At 71.7% G+C, this 21,627-nt stretch carries 15 protein-coding genes; 9 read left to right on the top strand and 6 right to left on the bottom strand.

All coding sequences use genetic code 11. The annotated features are described in order from the left end of the window. Window positions 1–135 precede the first annotated feature (135 nt). Entirely contained in the window at window positions 136–891 is a 756-nt protein-coding gene (locus Vau01_RS01570) for a pyrimidine reductase family protein (RefSeq protein ID WP_203986192.1), read from the bottom strand. 83 nt (window positions 892–974) lie between these two features. Between Vau01_RS01570 and Vau01_RS01565 the strand changes: the two genes are divergently transcribed. The 3 genes from Vau01_RS01565 to Vau01_RS01555 all read left to right on the top strand — a co-directional run bounded on the left by Vau01_RS01565 (window position 975) and on the right by Vau01_RS01555 (window position 4,028). Beyond that, window positions 975–1,520 carry a plasmid pRiA4b ORF-3 family protein gene (locus Vau01_RS01565; protein WP_203986190.1) on the top strand — a complete coding sequence of 182 codons (546 nt, stop codon included), beginning with the start codon at window positions 975–977 and terminating at the stop codon, window positions 1,518–1,520. 109 nt (window positions 1,521–1,629) lie between these two features. Further along, entirely contained in the window at window positions 1,630–2,997 is a 1,368-nt protein-coding gene (locus Vau01_RS01560; RefSeq protein ID WP_239151212.1) for a GH1 family beta-glucosidase, read from the top strand. Beyond that, on the top strand, window positions 2,994–4,028 hold the full coding sequence (locus Vau01_RS01555; protein WP_203986184.1) for a LacI family DNA-binding transcriptional regulator: 1,035 nt from the start codon (window positions 2,994–2,996) through the stop codon (window positions 4,026–4,028). Before Vau01_RS01560 ends, Vau01_RS01555 begins: the two co-directional genes overlap by 4 nt. A gap of 33 nt (window positions 4,029–4,061) precedes the next feature. On the opposite strand, the gene Vau01_RS01550 is transcribed toward Vau01_RS01555, so the two are convergent. Continuing rightward, window positions 4,062–5,273: an acyl-CoA dehydrogenase family protein gene (locus Vau01_RS01550; protein WP_203986181.1), complete on the bottom strand. Its 1,212-nt coding sequence runs from the start codon at window positions 5,271–5,273 to the stop codon at window positions 4,062–4,064. Window positions 5,274–5,318: 45 nt separating this feature from the next. Continuing rightward, complete coding sequence (locus Vau01_RS01545) at window positions 5,319–6,374, bottom strand: phosphotransferase family protein (protein ID WP_203986178.1); 1,056 nt, start codon at window positions 6,372–6,374, stop codon at window positions 5,319–5,321. Between the two features lie 44 nt (window positions 6,375–6,418). Here Vau01_RS01545 and Vau01_RS01540 point away from each other — a divergent pair, with 44 nt between their 5' ends. Both Vau01_RS01540 and Vau01_RS01535 read left to right on the top strand, forming a co-directional pair. Continuing rightward, on the top strand, window positions 6,419–6,916 hold the full coding sequence (locus Vau01_RS01540; protein WP_239151209.1) for a flavoprotein: 498 nt from the start codon (window positions 6,419–6,421) through the stop codon (window positions 6,914–6,916). 80 nt (window positions 6,917–6,996) lie between these two features. Further along, on the top strand, window positions 6,997–7,704 hold the full coding sequence (locus tag Vau01_RS01535; protein WP_308440427.1) for an ACT domain-containing protein: 708 nt from the start codon (window positions 6,997–6,999) through the stop codon (window positions 7,702–7,704). 75 nt (window positions 7,705–7,779) lie between these two features. Here Vau01_RS01535 and Vau01_RS01530 read toward each other — a convergent pair whose 3' ends face one another. After that, a complete protein-coding gene (locus Vau01_RS01530; RefSeq protein ID WP_203986171.1) occupies window positions 7,780–8,679 on the bottom strand; it encodes a Gfo/Idh/MocA family protein in 900 nt (299 codons plus the stop codon). A 99-nt stretch (window positions 8,680–8,778) separates the two neighbouring features. On the opposite strand from Vau01_RS01530, the gene Vau01_RS01525 reads away from it, so the two are divergent. Together Vau01_RS01525 and Vau01_RS01520 are read left to right on the top strand one after the other, a co-directional pair. After that, the gene (locus Vau01_RS01525; protein WP_203986168.1) at window positions 8,779–9,303 is read left to right on the top strand and encodes a SigE family RNA polymerase sigma factor; all 525 of its coding nucleotides are present in this window, start codon (window positions 8,779–8,781) and stop codon (window positions 9,301–9,303) included. Continuing rightward, window positions 9,300–10,517 (top strand): hypothetical protein, encoded by a 1,218-nt coding sequence (locus tag Vau01_RS01520; RefSeq protein ID WP_203986166.1) that lies wholly within the window; start codon window positions 9,300–9,302, stop codon window positions 10,515–10,517. The genes Vau01_RS01525 and Vau01_RS01520 overlap by 4 nt, the downstream gene beginning before the upstream one ends. Here the strand turns inward: Vau01_RS01520 and Vau01_RS01515 are convergent. Further along, window positions 10,514–12,061, bottom strand: coding sequence for an aldehyde dehydrogenase family protein (locus Vau01_RS01515; RefSeq protein ID WP_203986164.1), 1,548 nt, complete (start codon window positions 12,059–12,061; stop codon window positions 10,514–10,516). The genes Vau01_RS01520 and Vau01_RS01515 overlap by 4 nt on opposite strands. Before the next feature lie 221 nt (window positions 12,062–12,282). Here Vau01_RS01515 and gltB point away from each other — a divergent pair, with 221 nt between their 5' ends. Both gltB and Vau01_RS01505 read left to right on the top strand, forming a co-directional pair. After that, entirely contained in the window at window positions 12,283–16,851 is a 4,569-nt protein-coding gene (gene gltB, locus Vau01_RS01510) for a glutamate synthase large subunit (protein WP_203986162.1), read from the top strand. Beyond that, window positions 16,844–18,346, top strand: a complete 1,503-nt coding sequence (locus Vau01_RS01505; protein ID WP_203986160.1) for a glutamate synthase subunit beta — start codon at window positions 16,844–16,846, stop codon at window positions 18,344–18,346. Before gltB ends, Vau01_RS01505 begins: the two co-directional genes overlap by 8 nt. Here the strand turns inward: Vau01_RS01505 and Vau01_RS01500 are convergent. Continuing rightward, window positions 18,332–21,616 (bottom strand): NACHT domain-containing protein, encoded by a 3,285-nt coding sequence (locus Vau01_RS01500; protein WP_203986158.1) that lies wholly within the window; start codon window positions 21,614–21,616, stop codon window positions 18,332–18,334. The genes Vau01_RS01505 and Vau01_RS01500 overlap by 15 nt on opposite strands. Window positions 21,617–21,627: the final 11 nt, after the last annotated feature.

Here is a 21,627-nt window from a genome sequence, read left to right as displayed (position 1 = left end):
TAGCATCCTGCCCCAATGCGCCGGGTAGCCGACGTCACCACGCCCTGCCGCCACCCCCATACGCGTCGATCTTGCAGTTGTGGTGCCCCACAAACCCGGACAAACACGGGTGAGCCTGGCACCACAACTGCAAGATCAACTGGGAGCAGGGGGGCGGGTGTATCTCAGGAGGAGGAGGTTGCCGGCCGTCAGGATGTGGTGGAGCTGCAGGGAGCGGGGGGACTCCGGGGCCTGGCCGGCGGTGATTCGGCCGGGGCCGGGGCCTATCAGGAGGGGGGACAGCGTCAGGTCGAGCTCGTCTACCAGGTCGTTTGCGGTCAGGGAGCCGAGGAGGTGGGGGCCGCCTTCGCAGAGGATCTGGGGGAAGCCCAGCGCGTGGATCGCTTCCAGCGCGCCCGGGAGGTCCACCTCGTCGTCACCCATGGCCAGGACGTGGGCGACCTCCGACAGGGCCTGGCGGCGGTCCACCGGTGCGGCGCTGGAGGTGACGATCAACGGGCGGACCGGTGCGTCGGTGAACATCGGCGACGCGGGGTCGAGGTCCAGCCGCCTCGACACGATGATCAGGAGCGGGTTCTCGGGAAGGCCGTGCGCGACCCGCCAGTCCTCGCGGCGCTCGCCCAGCCGCATCGCGCCGTAGCCCTCGTGGCGCAGCGTGCCGGCGCCCACCATCAGGGCGTCGCAGGTCATGCGGAGGAGGCCGAAGACGCGCTTGTCGGCTTCGTCGGAAATGCCCGCGGAGAACCCGTCGGTGGCCGTTACCGCGCCATCGAGACTCGTGACGAAGTTGACCCGCAGCCACGGCGCGCCGGGGTCGGTGGCGTACGCGGCCAGTAGGTCGTCGTCGCCGAGGGGGGCCTCGCCACGCTCGAACTGGAGGATCTTGGTCACGCGCCGATCACGCCAGATAGCGTGCACCGACGGTCGACGGCGGTCAACAATGTCGGCACGCACTACGGACCCCAAAGGACGACATGCAACGCCGCCGCATCTACCAGCTCAAGGTCACCGTGCTCGACACCGATCCGCCGATCTGGCGGCGGATCCTGGTGCCGGGCGGATACACCCTCGATCGGGTGAGTCGGATCATCCAGCTCTCGCTCGGTTGGCAGGGGTACCACCTGCACAGTTTCGAGATCGGCGGCGAGCAGTACGGCGAGCCCGATCCGCTCGAGGAACTGGAGCTCGCCGACGAGCTCGACGTGCGGCTCGACGCGGTCGCCGCGGAGGGCAAGAAGATCACCTATGTCTACGACTTCGGTGACTGGTGGGAGCACGAAGTGCTGGTCGAGCGCGTGTTCGACGCCGATCCGGACGAGCGCTACCCGGCCTGTGTGGCCGGCGAGCGGGCCGGTCCGCCGGAGGACGTCGGCGGCGCCGGCGGGTACGCCGACCTGATCGAGGTCCTCGCGGATCCGGCCAAACCGGACCCGGCCGGACTGCGCGACTGGCTCGCCGACTTCGAACCCGATCGCTGGGACGCAACTCAGGCATCCACGCTATTGCGGAGAATGACCTAAGCTCCCAGTGGGAGCGCTCCCACCCCTTGAGCGCCCGCGCTCCTGGCTCCGCGTATCGATGTCGGTACATACGGAGTCAAGATCGCCAATATCGACGAAAGGTGACCGCGTGACAGCCCTGCCAGCGGACTTCGTCCTCGGTGCCGCCACCGCCGCTTACCAGATCGAGGGAGCGGCAGCCGAAGACGGCCGCACGCCCTCGATCTGGGACACGTTCTCCCGTACCCCGGGGAAGGTGCTCGAAGGGCACACCGGTGACGTCGCCTGCGACCATTACCACCGCCTCGACGAAGACCTTGACATGATCAAGGATCTCGGCCTCCAGGCCTACCGCTTCTCCGTCTCCTGGTCCCGGGTCCTGCCCAACGGCGGCAGCAGGCCAAACCCCCAGGGCCTCGACTTCTACAACCGGCTGGTCGACGGCCTGCTCGAACGCGACATCGAGCCCTGGCTGACGCTCTACCACTGGGACCTGCCCCAGGAGCTCGAAGACGCGGGCGGCTGGCCCAACCGCGACGTCGCCCAGCGCTTCTGCCAGTACGCCGTCACCGTGCACGACGCCCTCGGCGACCGGGTCAAGCGGTGGACGACGTTCAACGAGCCCTGGTGCTCGTCGTACCTCGGCTACGCGGCCGGCGTCCACGCGCCCGGTCGCACCGACGACACGTCGCTCTCCGTGCCGGCGCAGCACCACTTGCTGCTCGCGCACGGGCTCGCGGCGCGGGAGTTGAAGACGCGCGGCGCGGAGGTGGGCATCACGCTCAACCTGTACGCCGTCTCCCCGGAGACCGACTCCGCGGCCGACGCCGACGCGGCCCGCCGCATCGACGCCATGTGCAACCGCATCTGGCTGGAGCCGGTCCTCCTCGGTCGCTACCCGGACGACGTGAAGCAGGATCTCGCGCCGCTCAGCGACTTCAGCTTCGTGCGCGACGGCGACCTCGACGTGATCAAGGCGCCGCTCGACTTCCTCGGCGTCAACTACTACAGCCGGCACGTGGTCTCCGGGTCCGACGCCGCCGAGCGGGAGAGCCACCACGGCGAGCCCAGCGCCTACCCGGGCAGCGAGTTCGTGCAGTTCGTGCACCGGGAAGGCGTGCCGGTCACCGCGATGGACTGGGAGATCGACGCGCAGGGCCTGTACGAGGTGCTCCAGCAGGTCGCCGGGTACACGTCGCTGCCGATCTACATCACGGAGAACGGCGCCGCGTTCGAGGACAAGCTCGACGCCGACGGCACGGTCAACGATCAGGAGCGCATCGACTACTTCGAGGGGCATCTCGGCGCGTGCGCACGAGCCATCGAAGCTGGTGTACCGTTGCGCGGTTACTTCGCCTGGTCCCTGATGGACAACTTCGAATGGGCCTGGGGGTACACCCGCCGGTTCGGCATGGTGTATGTCGACTATGAGGACGCGCAGCGCCGCGTCCCGAAAGCCAGTGCACACTGGTACTCGGATGTGATCAGGAACCGATGACCCGCGCCCGACCCCCCGGTACGCGCCCGACCCTCGACGAGGTCGCGGCGCGTGCCGGCGTGGGCCGGGGCACGGTCTCGCGCGTGGTCAACGGCTCGGCACAGGTGAGCCCGCAGGCCCGCGAAGCCGTTCAGCGCGCCATCGACGAACTGGGCTACGTGCCCAATCGCGCCGCCCGTGCCCTGGTCACCCGCCGCACCGACTCGGTGGCCCTGGTCGTGTCCGAATCCGAGGAACGCGTCTTCGGTGAGCCGTTCTTCGCCGGCGTCGTGCGCGGCATCAGCGCCGAACTCGCCACCACCCCGCTCCAGCTCTGGCTCGCGATGGCCCAGCGGCCGGCCGAGCGGCAGCGGGTCGAGCACCACCTCACCACCCAGCACGTCGACGGCGTCATGCTGCTCTCGCTGCACGGCGCCGACCCGCTGCCGGCGATGCTCGGCGAACGGGGCCTGCCGACCGTGCTCGGTGGCCGCACCGTCAGCGCGATCGCGCCGCACTGGCCGGTCCGCTGGGTCGACAGCGACAACGAGGGCGGTGCCCGCACCGCCGTCGAGTACCTGATCGCCTCCGGGCGGCAGCGGATCGCGCACGTCGCCGGCACGCAGGACATGGCCGTGGGTATCGAGCGGCTGGCCGGCTACCGGTCGGCGCTCGCGGCGGCCGGCCGGCCGGTGCGCCCGTCCGACGTCGAGCCGGGCGACTTCAGCGAGGAGAGCGGCGCGGTGGCCACCCGGGCGCTGCTGGAGCGCGTCCCGGATCTCGACGCGATCTTCGTCGGCAGCGACGTGATGGCGCTGGGAACTCTCCGCGCGTTGCGCCAGGCCGGGTGCCGGGTTCCCGACGACATCGCGGTGGTCGGCTTCGACGACGCGTGGGTCGCGAAGCAGTCCGACCCGCCGCTGACCACCATCCACCAGCCGGTGGAGGGCATGGGACGCGCGATGGCCCGCCTGCTGTTCGACCTGATCAACGGCGAGGACGTGCCCGACGTCCTCCTTCAGACGCACCTCGTGCACCGGGCCTCTGCCTGAAATACGGCCTGAGGCCCGGTGCGCTGGGGTTTGTCAGCGGTATTTGCGCAGCTCACGCCGTGCCAGTGACGCCTTGTGGACCTCGTCGGGGCCGTCGGCCAGCCGGAGCGTCCGCGTGCTGGCCCAGAGGACGGCCAGCGGGGTGTCCTGGCTGACGCCGGCCGCGCCGTGGGCCTGGATGGCCTTGTCGATGACCCACTCGGTCATCGAGGGAACGGCGATCTTGATGGCCTGGATCTCGGAGTGGGCGCCCCGGTTGCCGACCGTGTCCATCAGCCAGGCGGTCTTCAGCACCAGGAGGCGGGCCTGTTCGATGCGGACCCGTGACTCGGCGATCCAGTCCTGGATCACGCCCTGCTCGGCCAGCGGCTTGCCGAAGGCGACCCGTTCGCTGGTCCGTCGGCACATCAGCTCCAGCGCCCGCTCGGCCTTGCCGATCAGCCGCATGCAGTGGTGGATCCGGCCGGGGCCGAGCCGCGCCTGCGCGATCGCGAAGCCGTCGCCCTCGGCGCCGATGAGGTGGTCGGCGGGGACCCGCACGTCGTCGAACACGATCTCGGCGTGGCCGCCGTGCGAGCCGTCGGTGTAGCCGAACACGTGCATGCCCCGCTTGACCGTGATGCCCGGCGTGTCGCGCGGAACGCAGATCATGCTCTGCTGCTTGTGCCGGTCGGCGTCCGGGTCGGTCTTGCCCATCACAATGAACACCGCGCAGTTCGGGTTCATCGCGCCGGACGACCACCACTTGCGCCCGTTGATCACGTAGTCGTCGCCGTCGCGGGTGATGCGGGTGGCGATGTTGGTGGCGTCGGAGCTGGCCACGTCGGGCTCGGTCATGCAGAACGCCGACCGGATCTCGCCCTGCAGCAGCGGCGTGAGCCAGCGTTCGTGCTGGGCGGCGGAGCCGAAGTCGGCCAGCAGCTCCATGTTGCCGGTGTCGGGCGCGGCGCAGTTCAGCGCCTCGGGGGCCAGGTGCGGGCTGCGGCCGAGCAGTTCGCAGAGCGGCGCGTACTGCAGGTTGGTGAGGCCGGCGCCGAACCGGGGGTCGGGCAGGAAGAGGTTCCACAGCCCGGCCTCGCGTGCCTTCTGCTTCAGGTATTCGATCACCGGGGGACGTGACCAGGGGTCGGACTGCGCCGCGAGCTGCTCCTCGAACACCGCTTCGGCCGGGTAGACGTGCTCGGCCATGAAGTCGGTGAGCTTCTCGTGCAGTTCGGCGGTGCGTTCGTCGAAGCTGAAGTCCATGGGGTTACCTTTCCCGTCGCCTCCCTCGGCGACAAATCAGCTGCTTTACAGCGATGCGAGCGTGGTGCGACCGGACGCGATGAGCGTCGGCACGATGGCGCCGATCTGGTCGAAGCCCGCGCCCACAGTCTGGCCCTGGGTGTAGCGGTAGTGGATGCCCTCCAGGATCACGGCCAACTTGTAGCAGGCCAGCGCCGTGTACCAGGGCAGCGCCGACAGGTCGACGGGTGAGGTCTTCGCGTACCGGTCGAGCAGGTCGGAGGCGGGCGGGAAGCCGGCCGCGGGTCCGATCGCGGTGGCGATCGGGTTGTCCGCCGCGGTCTCGCTGCCCAGCACGTCCCAGTAGGTCACCAGGAGGCCGAGGTCGGTGAGCGGGTCGCCGATGGTCGCCATCTCCCAGTCGAGAACGGCCCTGACCGCGCGCTTCTCCGGGTCCACGATCAGGTTGTCGAGGCGGAAGTCGCCGTGCACGATCGCCGGCTTCGGCGAGGTGGGCACGGTGGCGGCGAGGCCGTCGCGCAGGTCGTCGGCGCCGGGCAGGTCGCGGCTGCGCGACCGGTCGAGCTGGGCCGCCCACCGGCGGACCTGCCGGGCCAGGAACCCGTCGGGCCGGCCGAACTCGCCCAAACCCACCTCGTACGGGTCCACCCGGTGCAGGGCCACGAGGGTGTCGATCATGGCGTGGGCGAGGTCGCGGCGGGCGTCGAGCGGCAGCGGGTCGGTCTGCGCGCGGGTCCGCAGCACCTCGCCGGGCACGCGCGACATCAGGTAGAACGGCGCGCCGAGCACGGTGTCGTCGCCGCACATGAGAAGCGTTTCGGGGACGGGCACCGCGGTGCCGCCCAGCGCCGAGATCACGGTGTGCTCGCGGCCCATGTCGTGCGCGGTCGCCAGGACGTGCCCGAGCGGCGGGCGGCGGAGCACGTACTCGGTGACCCCGTCGGTGACGAAGTACGTCAGGTTCGACCGGCCGCCGGCCACCAGCGTGGCCCGGAGCGGGCCGGTGGCGAGGTCGGGGCGGTGGCCGGCCAGGTAGGCCGCGAGCGCGTCGCGGTTCAGGCCGGGCGGGTCCCGATCAACGGGCGTGTCGGCGGCGGTCATCCAGGCAGTTCAGCCAGTTGTTACCGGCGTGTCAAGCTCAGCAGGTGACGGGCGAGCGGGTGTTGTGCGTGGTGGTGTGCGGTGCCGGGCCGGCGGCCGACGCCGACACGCTGGTCGAGCTGGCGCTGGCCGACGGGTGGCAGGTGCTCGTGGTGGCGACGCGGTCGGCGCTGCCGTTCCTCGACACCGAGGCGCTGGCGGCACGCACCGGTCGGCCGGTGCGCAGCGCGTACGGCGTACCCGGGCAGCCCCGGCAGGCGTCCGCCGCCACCGCGACGGCGGTGCTGGTCGCTCCGGCGACGTTCAACTTCGTCAACAAGCTCGCGGCGGGCATCGCGGACGACTACGCGTTGGGCGTGGTGGCCGAGGCGATCGGGCTGGGCAAGCCGGTGGCCGTCATGCCGGTCGTCGGCGCCGCCCTCGGCAGCCGGGCACCGTTCCGGCGTGCGGTGGAGTCGTTGCGCGCCGAGGGCGTCACCGTGCTGGTGGCAACCGACGGATCCTTCTCCTGGGCCGAGGGTCTGGCCGCTCTGACCCGGTAGCGACGGTTTCTTGGCGTCGATACGGCGACGCAACGTCAGCGAAACGAGCGGCCGGCAATCTACTCAGCATGTTGTTGCGGTTGAGGGTTGAGTTGCCCGACCGGCCGGGATCTCTCGGACAGGTGGCCCGCACGCTCGGCGTCGTTGGCGCCGACATCGTGTCGGTCATCGTGTTGGAGCGGTCCCAGGGACGTGCGGTCGACGACTTCACCGTCGTCTGGCCGGCTTCGGCGCTGGTCGGGCGGATCCTGGTCGGCCTCGGCGCGGTACCCGGTGTACGCGTGGTGGGGGTGTGGCGGTGCACTGAACTGCCCGCGCCGATCGGTCGGGATGTGGCTCTCCTGGGTCAGGTGGCGGCCGACGCAGGAAGAGGCCTGGCAACCCTCGTCGACGGAATTCCCGGCCTTGTCGCGGCGGATTGGGCCGCGGTGACTTCCGTCGATCCGGCCTGGGCGGGTGCCCCGGCGAGCGCGCCGTTGACGGTGCGGTACGCCAGCTGGGGCGCCCCCCTGGCGCCGGCCATCCCCGACATCGCGCCACTGCGTCCCCGTGCGGTCACCTCGGCCGACGGCACGCACTACGTGGCGGTGCCGCTGCAGAAGGCCGGCCTGGTGCTGGTCGCGGCGAGGGGCGGGCCGGACGGCCCGGGTCGCACGTCGGCGGCCGACGGCGCGATCGCGCCGCCGTTCCACGCCAGCGAGGTCGACCGGATGGGACAGCTGGTCAACGCGGCGGTTCTGGTTCTCGGCGACCACCTGGCGCCGACCGAGATCGTCGAGGCCGCATAGAAGCTTTACCCCTACGTTGAGCGATGGGGCCGTGTTGCAGGCGGGCACGCGGTCCCATCGCTCGACGATTTTCGTTCAGGGGGTGACGGCGCGGCGCTCCCGGCGCGCGGTGTCGGCCGCCGCCAGGATGCGGACCACGGTGCGGCCGAAGTGGACATCGCACGGGTCCCGGCGCGGCGCCGGACCGGTCGCCGCCGCGAGGAGGCGGTCGATCGCCGCGCTGAGGGCCTGGAGGGCGGTGGTGCCGCGCTCGGGGACGACGGCCACCCCGTGCTCGCCGTAGAAGACCTGCTCGACGACGGTCGCGTTGGGCGCGGCGTTCAGGGTGATCGACAGTTCGCTGGCCGCGCCGGTGGCGTGCCGGGCGATCACGTTGACCGTCTCCCTCGGCCCGTCGACGGCCGTGACCTCGGTGATGTCGCCGAGCACCGGTAGCAGCACGGAGAGCGCGTGCGGCCCGATGTCCCAGAGCCCGCCCTGTTCCCGCCGCCACGCCGAGGCACCGTACGGGTTCCCCGGCTGGAAGATGGACGCGTGCATCACGCCCCGGCCGGCGTACCAGCCGCCGACCCGGTTGGCGTTCGCCAGGAACTTCTCGATCTCCGGCCGGAACCGGTTGGTGAAGAACACCAGCGACGCCACCCCGGCCTTGTCGACGGCCTCGACCACCTCGTCGGCGGCCTCGACGGTGAGCGCCAGCGGCTTGTCGAGCAACAGGTGGCAGCCGGCCCGGGCGGCCCGCACCGCGAGCCCGGCCTGCACGTCGGGCGGCAGCGCGATCGCGACGGCGTCGACGTCGGCGAACAGCTCCTCGACGTCGTCGTAGGCCCGGGCCCCGAGCTGACCGGCCACGGTGGCGGCCTTGGCCGGGTCGCGCCCCCACACGGCCACCAGCTCCGCGGTGGCGTGGGTCGCCAGCGTGGCGCCGTGCGTGTCAGCGGCCCAATGGCCGGTTCCCAGCAACCCGAAACGCACGTCAGCTCCTTTGCCGATCAAGGCTGCAATCCTCGCACAGGCGACGCAACTTTCCGGCGACCCGCTGACGTCGAGGGGGCGTGAAGGAGGCCGACATCCATGGGGACTGATCCCGACGGCGACTACGTCGAGTACGTCTCGGCGCGCCTGCCCAGCCTGCAGCACAGTGCCTACCTGCTGTGCGGCGGCGACCGGCACACGGCCGACGACATCGTCCAGGCGACGATCGAGGCGCTGTACGTCCACTGGAACCGCGCGCGCCGGGCCGACAACCTCGACGCGTACGTGCAGCGGATGCTCGCCCGCAAGTTCGTCGACTCGAAGCGGCGCGGCTGGGCGGCGCGGGTCCGCCTGATGTGGCCGGCACCCGAACCGGCACCACCCCCGGACGATCCCGATCGCGCCGACGACCGCGACGCCGTGCTCCACGCGCTGCGTCGGCTGCCGCCGGGCCAGCGCGCGGTGCTGGTGCTGCGCTACCTGTGCGACCAGTCGATCGAGGACACCGCCCGCGCGCTCGGGTGCTCCACCGGCACTGTCAAGAGCCAGACGGCCCGGGCGCTCGCGGCCGTGCGCCCGCTGCTCGAACCCGCCCTCACGCGGGACCTGGGAGGCAAGTCATGATCACCGACGAGGAACGGCGGGTGGGCAACCTGCTGCGGGCGGTCGAGGCACCGCGGTCGAACGCCGACGTGGCGGGTGCGGTCGTGCGCGGCCGCAAGCGCCGCCGCCGGCGCGGGGTCGCGGCGGTCGCGGCCGCGACGGTGGTGACGGTGGCGATGGGACTGGGCACCGTCGCGGTCCGCCGGACCCTGACCGGCCCGGAACCGGCGGCGACGGCTGCCTGCCAGGTGGCGACGCTGCCGAACCTGCCGAACCGCAACCTGAAGGTGGTGCTCGACCTCGACCCGTCCGGTCGGTACGTGATCGGGAAGTACCACCGGAACCGGGGCCCGGCGAGCGAGGGGGAAGCCGGGATCGTGCGGTGGGACGGCACGGCCGGGCCGGTGGACCTGGGCGTCGATTTCGAAGACGGCGAGGAGGTGGCGACCGCTCTGCCCGACGGCACGGTGCTGGCGAGCAGCAAGCGGCTCCCGTTCGGGGTGAGACTCCGCACCGGGGAGCGCGCGGAGACCGCTCCTCGGCTCCTCGGCTTCATCGGGCTCGGCTGGATCGGGCCGGACGGCCGGGTCGCCGGATGGAAGCAGGAACGGACGTTCCAGGCCAGGTACGCCGCCGCCGTGTGGTCGTCGACGCCGGAGGTGGGGAAGAGGTACCCGCGCCCGTACTTCCCGGACGACGAGGCGGAGTCGGTGCCCGACTTCAAGCCGCTGGCGATCGGCGCCACCGGGGTCACGGTGGGCATCCGATGGGACCCGGACCGGTACGTCGTCCGCTTCCCCGAGGGTCAGGAGCGCACCCTGGCGCTGCCCGACGGTCTGATGACGCACGACGCGGCGCAGGTCACCGGGGACTGGGCGGTCGGCACGGCGATGGAGCGCGGGCACCCGGAGGTCGTCGGGATCAATGTCTGGGGTGCGACCAGCGGCCCGGTGGCGGTGCGGTTCAACCTCGCCACCGGCGCGGTCGACCGGATCGCCGGCGCGGACGGCACGGTGGTGCCGGGCGTGAGCGCCAACGGCACCGTCGCCTACGCCGATGCCGACGGGCGGGCGGCGCTCGGTCTGCCGAACGGCAAGGTCGCCAGGCTGCCGATGCCGCCGGGCCGGCAGGTGGTCGACCGGCTGCAACTGAGCGACGACGGCCGCACGGTCGTGGGTGCCCTGCGGGTGCCGGGCACCACCGACGTGATCGAGGCCGTCCGCTGGACCTGCTAGACCACGGGATAGCGGGAGTACTCGGGAAAGTTGCCGTACAGGCGGTCGCCGTCGACACCGGCGGTGACCGCCCGGACGAGGTGCTCGCCGCCGACGAAGGCGCCCTTCCACGAAGCGCCGCGGCCGCCGAACGGCTCGGCCCGGTCGCCGCGCGAACGGGGCCTGTTGATGCCGACCTTGAACGCCTGCAGGTCGACGGCGAGCTTGGCGGCGAGCTCCTCGTCGTCGCAGGCGAGGCTCGCCACCAGGGCGCCGTTCGAGGCGTTCATCTGCGACAGCAGCTCGTCGGTGGTGTCGACGACGACGATCGTGTCGACCGGGCCGAACGGCTCGGCGTGCATCAGGCGCGAGCGGCCGGGTGGGGCGAGGAGCACGCTCGGCGCGACGTAGGCGGAGGTGTCCTGGCCGTCGAGGAACCGGCCACGGTCGAGCGAGCCGCGGTGGAGCGGGACGGCGCCGCCGCGGATCGCCTCGTCGACCTTGCGGCGCAGCTCGTCGGCCTTGGCCGCGCTGATCAGCGGGCCGAAGTCGAGGTCCGGCAGGGGATCACCCGCCAGCGGATGGCCGAACCGCACCGAGCGGACCACCGGCAGGTACATGTCCAGGAACTTGTCGACCAGGTCGCGCTGGACGACGAACCGGGGGTACGCGGTGCACCGCTGCTTGCCGTACTCGAAGCCCTTCTTCAGGAAGCCCGCGAGCAGGTCCCACTGCGAGAAATCCCACACGCCCCAGGCGTTCAGGCCCTCCTGTTCGATGAAGTGGCGCTTTGCCAAAGAATTCGATGGCGTGTCAAGGAGCGCGGCGGCCACCTTGCCGCCGTTCGACCGGCCGCCGACGAACGCCACCGCGCCCACCTCCGGCGCCCGCACCAGCACCTGGCCGAGTTCCTCGCCGCCGCCGGAGAGCAGCGTCGCGGGCAGGCCGGCGCGGCGCATCAGCGCGTGGGCGACGGTGAGGCACAGGGCGCCGCCCTGCGACGGGGTCTTCGCGATCACCGCGTTGCCGGCCAGCAACTGCACCAGTTCGGCGTGCACCAGCACGCTCATCGGGTAGTTCCACGACGCGATGTTGCTCACCGGCCCGTCGAGCGGGGTGCGGCCGTCGAGCATCGCGGCGATCTCGCCGAGGTACCAGCGCACGCCGTCGAGCGCGCGGTCGACGTCGGCGCAGGCCAGCCGCCACGGCTTGCCGATCTCCCAGGCCAGCAGCAGGGCGAGCAGGTCGCGTTCGCCCGACATCGCGGCCACGGCCAGCGACACGCGTTCGACCCGGTCGGCCAGCGGCGTGGCGGCCCACTCCCGGTGCTGGTCGAGAGCCGCCCGGACGGCCGCCCGGGCGGTGCCGGCGTCGACCCGGGCCACCGCCGTGAGCACGGTGTTGTCGACCGGCGTCAGCACGGGGGCGGGCACACCGACGTCGGACCATTCGCCGGCGATCAGATTGCGTGGCATCCCGTTCGGGGCGAACGCCTCGGGCGTCGCGGCCCGGGCGCGGGCAATGATTTCGGACGCCGATGCGCCCTCTGCGATACGTAGAGTCATCGGCCAGCTCCTTCGGGTGCGTGCAACGCGAACACCGAGGCTGACCCGGCCGGCGCTGTTTCACCAATGTGAAGTCCACAACAGCTGGAGTGGCCCATGTGACCGCGCATGGGGCCGAGATCCTTCGCGTACACTGCTGGGACCGGCCCCTCGGGGCTCCGTGCTGCCCTGGGCCGACGTCGTCCCACTTCTCGAAAGCTCGATGACGTCAGGAGGCCTGGATGATCCATTCGCCGCCGCCTTCCCAAGGGCTTTATGACCCGGCGAACGAACACGACGCCTGCGGTGTGGGTTTCGTGGCCGACGTCCAGGGCCGGCGATCGCATGGGATCGTCCGCAAGGGGCTCGAGGCGCTCTGCCGGATGGACCACCGCGGCGCCCGGGGCGCCGAGCCCAACACGGGCGACGGCGCCGGCGTGATGATCCAGATTCCCGACGAGTACTACCGCGCCGTGGTCGACTTCGACCTGCCGCCGGCCGGCGAGTACGCGGTCGGCCTGGTGTTCCTCGACACCGACCCGAAGAAGGCCGGCCGGGTCAAGAGCGTCGTGGAGAAGTACGCGCTGGTCGAGGGTGCCCACGTGCTCGGCTGGCGCACCGTGCCGGTCAACCCCGACGGGCTGGGCAAGTCGGCGCTCGACTGCATGCCCCGCGTCGTCCAGGTGTTCCTGGCCGCCGACCGCCTGGCCGCCGACCCGAAGACGGGTGTGGGCGCCGGCGAGCCGCTGGGCGGCCTCGACCTCGAACGGATCGCGTACTGCGTGCGCAAGCAGGCCGAACGCGAGACCCGCGAACGCGGCCTCACCTGCTCGGTCGTCTCGCTGTCGCCGCGCACGATCACGTACAAGGGCATGCTGACGCCGCAGCAGGTCGAGACGTTCTACCCGGAACTGGCCGACGAGCGGGTCACCTCCGCGCTGGTGCTGCTGCACTCGCGGTTCTCCACGAACACGTTCCCGTCGTGGCCGCTGGCGCACCCGTACCGGTACATCGCACACAACGGCGAGATCAACACGATCCGCGGCAACCGCAACTGGATGGCCGCCCGCGAGGCGCTGCTGGAGACCGAGGAGATCCCCGGCCCGCTGCGCCGGGTGTTCCCGGTGTGCACGCCCGACGCGAGTGACTCGGCGAACTTCGACGAGGTCCTCGAACTGCTGCACCTCAGCGGCCGCAGCCTGCCCCACGCCGTGCTGATGATGATCCCGGAGGCGTGGGAGAACGACGGCGGCATGGACCCGGAGCGCCGGGCCTTCTACCAGTACCACGCCACGCTCATGGAGCCCTGGGACGGGCCGGCCAGCGTCGCGTTCACCGACGGCACCGTGATCGGCGCCGTGCTCGACCGCAACGGCCTGCGTCCGGGGCGCTGGTGGGAGACCAGCGACGGGCTCGTCGTGATGGCCAGCGAGGCCGGCGTGCTCGACCTCGACCCGGCCACGATCGTGCGCAAGGGCCGCCTGCAGCCCGGCAAGATGTTCCTGGTCGACAGCACCAAGGGTCGCATCCTCGACGACGACGAGATCAAGCGCGACCTGGCCACGGCCGAGCCGTACGAGGAGTGGCTCGACGCCGGCCTGATGAACCTGTCGACGCTGCCCGCCCGCGAGCACATGGTCTACACGCAGGACTCGGTGCGCCGTCGCCAGCAGACGTTCGGCTACACCGAGGAGGAGCTGAAGATCCTCATCGCGCCGATGGCCCGCACCGGCGCCGAGCCGATCGGATCGATGGGCACCGACACGCCGATCGCGCCGCTGTCGACCCGTCCCCGCCTGCTCTACGACTACTTCACCCAGCTCTTCGCGCAGGTCACCAACCCGCCGCTCGACGCGATCCGCGAGGAACTGGTCACCAGCGTGGCGGGCACGATCGGCCCCGAGGGCAACCTGCTGGAGCCGGGCCCGGCGAGCTGCCGCCGCGTCGTGCTGCCGTACCCGGTGATCGACAACGACGAGCTCGCCAAGCTCCTCAACATCGACGCCGACGGCGACAAGCCGGGCTTCAAGGCGGTGCGGGTCTCCGGCCTGTACAAGCTGCGCGACGGCGAGAAGGGCCTGAAGGCGCGGCTCGTCGAGATCCTGCGCGGCGTGTCCGAGGCGATCGAGGACGGGGTGCGCATCCTCGTCCTCTCCGACCGCGACTCGACGCCCGACCTGGCGCCGATCCCGTCGCTGCTGCTCACCGCCGCCCTGCACCAGCACCTGATCTTCGAGCAGACCCGCACCCAGGTGAGCCTGATCGTCGAGTCGGGCGACTGCCGCGAGGTGCACCACGTGGCGGTGCTGCTCGGGTTCGGTGCCTCGGCGATCAACCCGTACCTGGCGTTCGAGACCGTCGAGGACCTGATCCGGGCGGGCACCATCACCGGCATCGCGCCCGACAAGGCGGTGCGCAACTACGTCAAGGCGCTCGGCAAGGGCGTCCTGAAGATCATGTCGAAGATGGGCATCTCGACGGTCTCGTCGTACGCCGGTGCCCAGGTGTTCGAGGCGGTCGGCCTCGCGCCCGAGTTCGTGCAGCGGTACTTCACCGGCACGTCGTCGAAGATCGGCGGCATCAACCTCGCCGAGGTGCACGAGGAGGTCAAGGCCCGGCACGACAAGGCGTACCCGGCCAACGACGCCGAGCGCGCCCACCGCCGGCTCGAGGTCGGCGGCGAGTACCAGTGGCGCCGCGAGGGCGAACTGCACCTGTTCAACCCGCAGACGGTGTTCCTCCTCCAGCACGCCACCCGGTCGAGGCAGTTCGACGTCTTCCGGCAGTACACGGCCGAGGTCGACCGGCTCGCGATCGAGGCCGGCTCGCTGCGCGGCCTGTTCGGGCTGCGCAGCGGTGTACGGCCACCGGTACCGCTCGACGAGGTCGAGCCGGTCAGCGAGATCGTCAAGCGGTTCGCCACCGGCGCCATGTCGTACGGGTCGATCTCGGCGGAGTCGCACGAGGCGCTCGCGATCGCGATGAACCGCCTCGGCGGCAAGTCGAACACCGGCGAGGGCGGCGAGGACGTCGAGCGGCTGTACGACCCGGCCCGGCGATCCGCCGTCAAGCAGGTGGCCAGCGGCCGGTTCGGGGTGACCACCGAGTACCTGGTGCACGCCGACGACATCCAGATCAAGATGGCCCAGGGCGCCAAGCCCGGCGAGGGCGGCCAGCTACCCGGCAACAAGGTGTGGCCGTGGATCGCGAAGACCCGCTACGCCACGCCCGGCGTCGGGCTCATCTCGCCGCCGCCGCACCACGACATCTACTCGATCGAAGACCTCGCCCAGCTGGTCTACGACCTGAAGAACGTCAACCCGGCCGCGCGCATCCACGTCAAGCTCGTGAGCGAGGTCGGTGTCGGCACGGTCGCCGCCGGCGTGGCGAAGACCAAGGCCGACGTCATCCTCATCTCCGGGCACGACGGCGGCACCGGCGCGTCCCCGCTGAACTCGCTCAAGCACGCCGGCACCCCGTGGGAACTCGGCCTCGCCGAGACGCAGCAGACGCTGCTGCTGAGCGGGCTGCGCGACCGCGTGGTGGTGCAGGTCGACGGTCAGATGAAGACCGGACGCGACGTGATCATCGCCGCGCTGCTCGGCGCCGAGGAGTTCGGCTTCGCCACCGCGCCGCTGATCGTGGCCGGCTGCATCATGATGCGGGTCTGCCACCTCGACACCTGTCCGGTCGGCATCGCCACCCAGAACCCCGAGCTGCGCAAGCGGTTCACCGGCACGCCGGAGTTCATCGAGAACTTCTTCCTGTTCCTCGCCGAGGAGGTGCGCGGATACCTGGCCGAACTCGGGTTCCGCACCATCGACGAGGCCATCGGGCGCGCCGACCTGATCGAGACGCGTCCCGCCGTCCACCACTGGAAGGCACACGGACTGGACCTGGCCGCGCTGCTCCACGTCCCCGAACTTGACGACGCCGCGGCCCGGCGCCAGACCACCAAGCAGGACCACCGACTGGAGCGGGCCCTGGACAACCAGCTCATCGCCGCCGTCGGCCCGGCGCTCGACGAACGCCGCGCGGTGAAGGTCGAGTTCCCGGTGCGCAACGAGAACCGCTCGGTCGGCGCGATGCTCGGCGGCGAGGTCGTGCGCCGGTACCGCGGGGCCGGCCTGCCCGACGACACCATCGAGATCGTGCTGCGCGGCACGGCCGGGCAGTCGTTCGGCGCGTTCGTGCCGCACGGGGTGACGCTGCGGCTGCTCGGCGACGGCAACGACTACGTGGGCAAGGGCTTGTCGGGCGGCCGGTTGATCATCCGGCCCGACGAGTCGGCCGCGTTCACGGCCGAGGATCAGATCATCGCGGGCAACACGGTCCTGTACGGCGCGACCGCCGGTGAGTTGTTCGTGCGGGGACGCGTGGGGGAGCGGTTCTGCGTGCGCAACTCCGGCGCCGTGGCGGTGGTCGAGGGCGTGGGCGACCACGGCTGCGAGTACATGACCGGCGGAACCGTGGTGGTGCTCGGGCCGACGGGCCGCAACTTCGCGGCCGGCATGTCGGGCGGCACGGCGTTCGTGTGGAAGCTCAATTCGTCGCTGGTGAACCACGAACTGGTGTCCGTGGGGCCGCTGGAGGGTTCCGCCGTCGCCGACGTGCATGCGCTTGTGTTGCGGCATTTCGAGGAGACCGGCTCGGCGGTGGCTTCGCGGCTGCTCGCCCGCTGGGAGGACGCGGTGGGCGAGTTCTCCGCCGTGGTGCCGCGCGACTACGCGCGGGTCCTCTCGATCATCCGGCAGGCCGAAGCGAACGGCCAGGACCCCGACACGGCCGTGATGGAGGCCCTCCGTGCCTGACCCGAGTGGATTCCTCAAGCACACGCGGCAACAGCCGGCCCGCCGGCCGGTGCCGCTGCGCCTGCGCGACTGGGGCGAGGTGTACCCGCCGGCGCCCGACGCGCTGACCCGGGAACAGGCTACCCGCTGCATGGACTGCGGCATCCCGTTCTGCCACGACGGGTGCCCGCTGGGCAACCGCATCCCGGACTGGAACGACCTGGTGCGCACGGGCGCGTGGCGGGCCGCGTCGGAGTCGCTGCACGCGACCAACAACTTCCCGGAGCTCACCGGGCGGCTGTGCCCGGCGCCGTGCGAGGCCGCCTGCGTCCTCAACATCGGTGACACCCTCCAGTCGTCCAACTCGGGCGGCGCCGTCGCGATCAAGCTGGTCGAGGTGGAGATCGCCAACCACGCGTTCGACGGCGGGATGGTGCGCCCGCGGCCGGCGCCGGAGCGGTCGGGCCGGTCGGTGGCCGTCATCGGGTCGGGCCCGGCGGGGCTGGCCGCCGCGCAGCAACTCGCGCGGGCCGGTCACGACGTCACCGTGTACGAGCGCGACGACGCCGTCGGCGGGCTGCTGCGCTACGGCATCCCGGACTTCAAGCTGGAGAAGCGGGTCATCGAGGCCCGTCTCCTCCAGCTGGAGGCCGAGGGCGTCGCGTTCGTCACCGGGTGCAACATCGGCGTCGACATGACGATGGCGGAGCTGCGCTCGCGTCACGACGCGGTGCTGCTGGCCTGCGGTGCCCTGAAGGGCCGCGACACACCGGAGACGCCGGGCCGCCGGCTGCGCGGCGTGCACCTGGCGATGGAGCACCTGGTGGGCTCGAACCGGGTGGTGGCCGGCCTCGACTCCGAGGCGCCGATCGACGCGCGCGGCAAGCACGTCGTGATCATCGGTGGCGGCGACACGGCGGCCGACTGCCTCGGCGTCGCACACCGCCAGGGCGCGGCGAGCGTCACCCAGCTCGACATCTACCCCGAACCGCCGGGCAAGCGCGACGAGGAGCGCGACCCGTGGCCGACCTGGCCGAAGGTCCTGCTCAAGTACCCGGCCCACGAGGAGGGCGGGGATCGGCTGTTCGCGGTGGCGGTGCAGAGGTTCGTGCCGTCCGGGTCCGATCCGTCCGTCGTGGGCGCGATCCGCGTCGCCGAGGTCCAGGTCGAAAAGCACGACGGCCGCCGGGTGGTGACGCCCCGCCAGGGGACGGAGCGCGACCTGCCGGCCGACCTGGTGCTGCTGGCGATCGGCTTCGAGGGCACCGACGCCCACAAGCTGCTCGGCCAGGTGGGCCTGGCCACCCGCGGCACGGTCGACTGCGGTCCCGACTGGCAGACCTCGGTGCCGGGCGTCTTCGTGGCCGGCGACATGCACCGCGGCGCATCGTTGATCGTGTGGGCGATCGCCGAGGGCCGCGCCGCGGCGGCGGCGATCCACAGCTATCTCGGTGGTGCCGGCTCTCTGCCGGCGCCGGTGGTGCCGGGGTCGCGACCGCTGTCAGTGCTGCGGTAGCGGTTCTCCCGGGTAGCGGGTCGCGGCGAGGTCCCGCGCGCGTTGAGCGTCCTCGCTCGGGACCCGGCCGTCGTGGAGAATCCTGACCAGGGCCGCCAACGGGTTCTGCAGGATCAGTTCGGGGGGACGCCCGGACTCGTGCAGCCTCGTCCACACGCGCAGGCGGTCACTGGGGGCGCAGTTCAGGAACGCGTTCCGGATCACTTCACGGGCCACGGGGTCGAACCTCCCGTGGCGACCCGCGCTCAGCCCCACGAGGACGCACTCGGCCAACGCGGTCGCGATCTCCGGGTCCCGGCTGGCGCGGCTGTTCAGCACCCGGTCCAGGACGAGTTCGGCCGACCCGGTCAGCCGGTCGATGTCGTGCCGGAGCTGGCTGAGCGCGACGAGGAGAACCGGGCGGATCGCGTCACCGCTCGCCGCGCTCAGGTGGGTGGCCAGCCGGGCGTACCGGGCGTCGAGGTCCCCGGCGTCGAGGGCGCCGGCGAGCCACACGTCGAGCAGGTCGTGGGCGACCGAGGTGGCCCGGTCGCCGTGGCTGGAGAACAGCATCAGCGCGGGGGCGAAGCGGTCGATCATCGGTTCGATCGCATGTTTCGCGGCCGCGGCCGCCGATCCGTTCGACGCGGACTGAATGGCCGCGATCGCCGGCACGAACTCGCGGCTCCACAGACTGTTGCCGCGGCGCGGATCGCCCGGCGGAACACCGTAGTGCCAGTGCAGGTCGACCGGCGGAGCCGGTTCGGGCGGCTCGGATGCCAGCCGCAGCTCCAGATCGCGGCGCGCTCCGTTCCAGGCGTAGCCGAACACCAACGCCTGCGCGAGGTCCGACCAGTCCTGTTCCTCGATGGCCGACCGCCACAGCAGCACGGTGCGGGCCCAGGCGTCGCCGGGATCGGCGTCCGTGCGGAACAGGTCGCCGGCGTGGACGACCGGGCGCAGGGCGAGCAGGAGCAGCAGCAGGTTCAGGCTGTACATCCCGTGCCGCACGAACACCGGCCGGGCGACCGGCTCGTAGGCGGCGAGCCGGTGCTCCGCCCGGAACTGGCTCGCACCGAACAGGTCGAGCAGCACGCCGGCCAACCGCTGCCGTTCGTCGGCGTCGATCATGCGGGCGGCGCAGCCGCGCACGAACCGGAGTTGCTGGCGCGACGACAGCGGTGCGAACGACAGCAGCGCGAACATCTGGTCGTCGTCGACGTGGGTCGGGCCGACGACCAGCGCCGATCCCTGCCGGGAGAGTCCGGCGGCGAGGCGGACCGCCAGCCGGGCGACCAGGTACTCGGTGAACGTGGCGTGCAGGAACTCGAACGTCTGCAACGGAATGCCGTCGCGGACGGCCTGGGCGCGCTGGATGAAGAAGAACCTGCCGAGCGCGCGGCCGGCCCGGGTGATCGGCGTGCGGAAGTCGGTGCGGCCGGTCGACCGGCTCTCTCCGAGCAGGGCGCGCAGGTCGGCGTCGAGTTCCGCTTCCGTCACCCACTGCCGGCGCCGGTTGACCATCGCGTACGCGACCAGCGAAAGGTGCTGAAGCTCGGCCTCCACCAGCGGGCCGGTCGGCTCCGGGACCGTCTTGGCGACCTCCCGGGCGGCGAAGGCGGTGAGGAGCCGCTCGTAGAGGGCCGACTCGTCCAGCGGCACGGCCCCGACGGCGGATCCGCGGTGCAGACCGTTCGCCTCGGCGTCGTAGAGCGCGAGCATCAGCAGCAGCAACGGCTGGGAGGCCAGGCCCGGGTACCGCTGCGCGATGTCGGCCGGGAACGGTTCCAGGCCGCGGTCGCGCAACTGGCTCTCGTTGTGCCGGTTCCACCGTTGGACCCACTCGGCCACCTGGTCGGCGCGGAACGGCTCCAGTCGCAACGCGACGGAGCCGCTGGGATAGCGGGTGCGGTCGGCCACCGCGATCCGGCTGGTGACGACGACGGCGACGGGCCGGCCGAGGTCCGCCTCCCGCTGCTGGAAGGCGGCGATCCGGACGAGGTAGTCGCTGTGGCTGACGCCGGTGGCCTGGAGCAGCTCGTCGAAGCCGTCGAGCAGCACGACGAGTTGGGCTCCCGCGGCGGCCCGGGCGAGGTCGGGCCAGCTGGTCCGTTCGCCGGTCGCCGCGCGGACCGCGGCCTCGAGCTGGTCCTGCAGGTCGGCGTCGGCGGGGACCTCACGCAGGATCACCCGGACGACGAGGAAGTCGGTGTCGGGCAACTGCGCCGCGAGCATCTTCGTCAGCACCGACTTCCCGGCACCCGGCTGGCCGAGCACCACGATCGGCGCGGCCCAGGAGGCCGGTGCCGTCATCGCGCCGGCCAGGTACACCGACAGGTCGCTGCGGACCCGGGCCTGCACCCACCACTCCTCGTCGGCGGGACGGGCACCGGAGCGGACGGACCGGACCCGGAAGTCCGGATCGACGTACCCGGCTCCCAGGGTCGGCAGGACGACGCCGGGCGCGTCGCCGTCGCTGAGGATCGGCCGGTCGAGCATCGCGCGGTAGGTGCTCGACAGGGCCCGGGCCGCCGCCGACGGCGCCGTGGCCGACGACATCGAGCGCAGCAGCGACCGCACCTCCGACAGCGCGTACCGGACCTGTTCCCGGGTCGCCTGGTGGTCCAGCTGACCGGTCCACAACGCGAACTCGGGAATCTCCTGGGAGAGCTGCGCGAACAGCTCCTGGTACCGGACCAGGGCCTGCGGCGGGACCTCCTCACGCAGGGCGCGGCTGGCCCGGCGCCGGTCGGCCTCGGTCAGGCCGTCCCAGACCGCCAGCCCTTCCACGAACGTCACGACCCGGACCGACAGCTCGAGGTACCACTGCCGCAACTGGTCGGCGAGCCGCTCGCTGGACATGTGCGGCGCCGGGCAGGGCAGCGCCGCGTCGAGCAGCGTCTCGAGCAGGTCGCGGGCGGCGCCGTCGTCGCCGGACAGGCGCAACTGGTCGGCCGCCGTCAGGTTCAGGTCGTCGACCCGGAACGGCAGGTCGACCTCGCCGAGCGCCTCGAAGTAGGCGGCGACCACGATCACCGCGTGCGCGGCCTCCAGCCGCTGGCTCCGGGCCACCCGGCCGGCGCCGGTGAGCCGGTCGCGAAGTCCGGCGGCGAGGCCCCGGCCCAACCTGAGGATGCGGCCCTGCGCGTTGAAGACGCCGAGGACGGTGTCGCTGAGCCCGCCCGTGGCCATCGACAACGCCGCCCCGCTGGCCCGATCGAGTGCGCTGAGTAACGGCGGATCTCCGCCCAGCAATCGAACAGCATCGCGATACCCCAGGCCGCGTCTCACATCGACTCCGT

Source organism: Virgisporangium aurantiacum, assembly GCF_016863635.1.
Lineage (GTDB): Bacteria > Actinomycetota > Actinomycetes > Mycobacteriales > Micromonosporaceae > Virgisporangium > Virgisporangium aurantiacum.
Note: the sequence above shows the minus strand (reverse complement) of the source record. Positions and strands in the feature narration are given on the sequence as shown.

Excerpts from the sequence above, each read along its gene's own strand:
- Vau01_RS01515 (WP_203986164.1), bottom strand. The coding sequence starts at position 12,061 with ATGACTCTACGTATCGCAGAGGGCGCATCGGCGTCCGAAATCATTGCC.
- Vau01_RS01565 (WP_203986190.1), top strand. The coding sequence starts at position 975 with ATGCAACGCCGCCGCATCTACCAGCTCAAGGTCACCGTGCTCGACACC.
- Vau01_RS01555 (WP_203986184.1), top strand. The coding sequence starts at position 2,994 with ATGACCCGCGCCCGACCCCCCGGTACGCGCCCGACCCTCGACGAGGTC.
- Vau01_RS01525 (WP_203986168.1), top strand. The coding sequence starts at position 8,779 with ATGGGGACTGATCCCGACGGCGACTACGTCGAGTACGTCTCGGCGCGC.
- Vau01_RS01545 (WP_203986178.1), bottom strand. The coding sequence starts at position 6,374 with ATGACCGCCGCCGACACGCCCGTTGATCGGGACCCGCCCGGCCTGAAC.
- Vau01_RS01520 (WP_203986166.1), top strand. The coding sequence starts at position 9,300 with ATGATCACCGACGAGGAACGGCGGGTGGGCAACCTGCTGCGGGCGGTC.
- Vau01_RS01550 (WP_203986181.1), bottom strand. The coding sequence starts at position 5,273 with ATGGACTTCAGCTTCGACGAACGCACCGCCGAACTGCACGAGAAGCTC.
- gltB (WP_203986162.1), top strand. The coding sequence starts at position 12,283 with ATGATCCATTCGCCGCCGCCTTCCCAAGGGCTTTATGACCCGGCGAAC.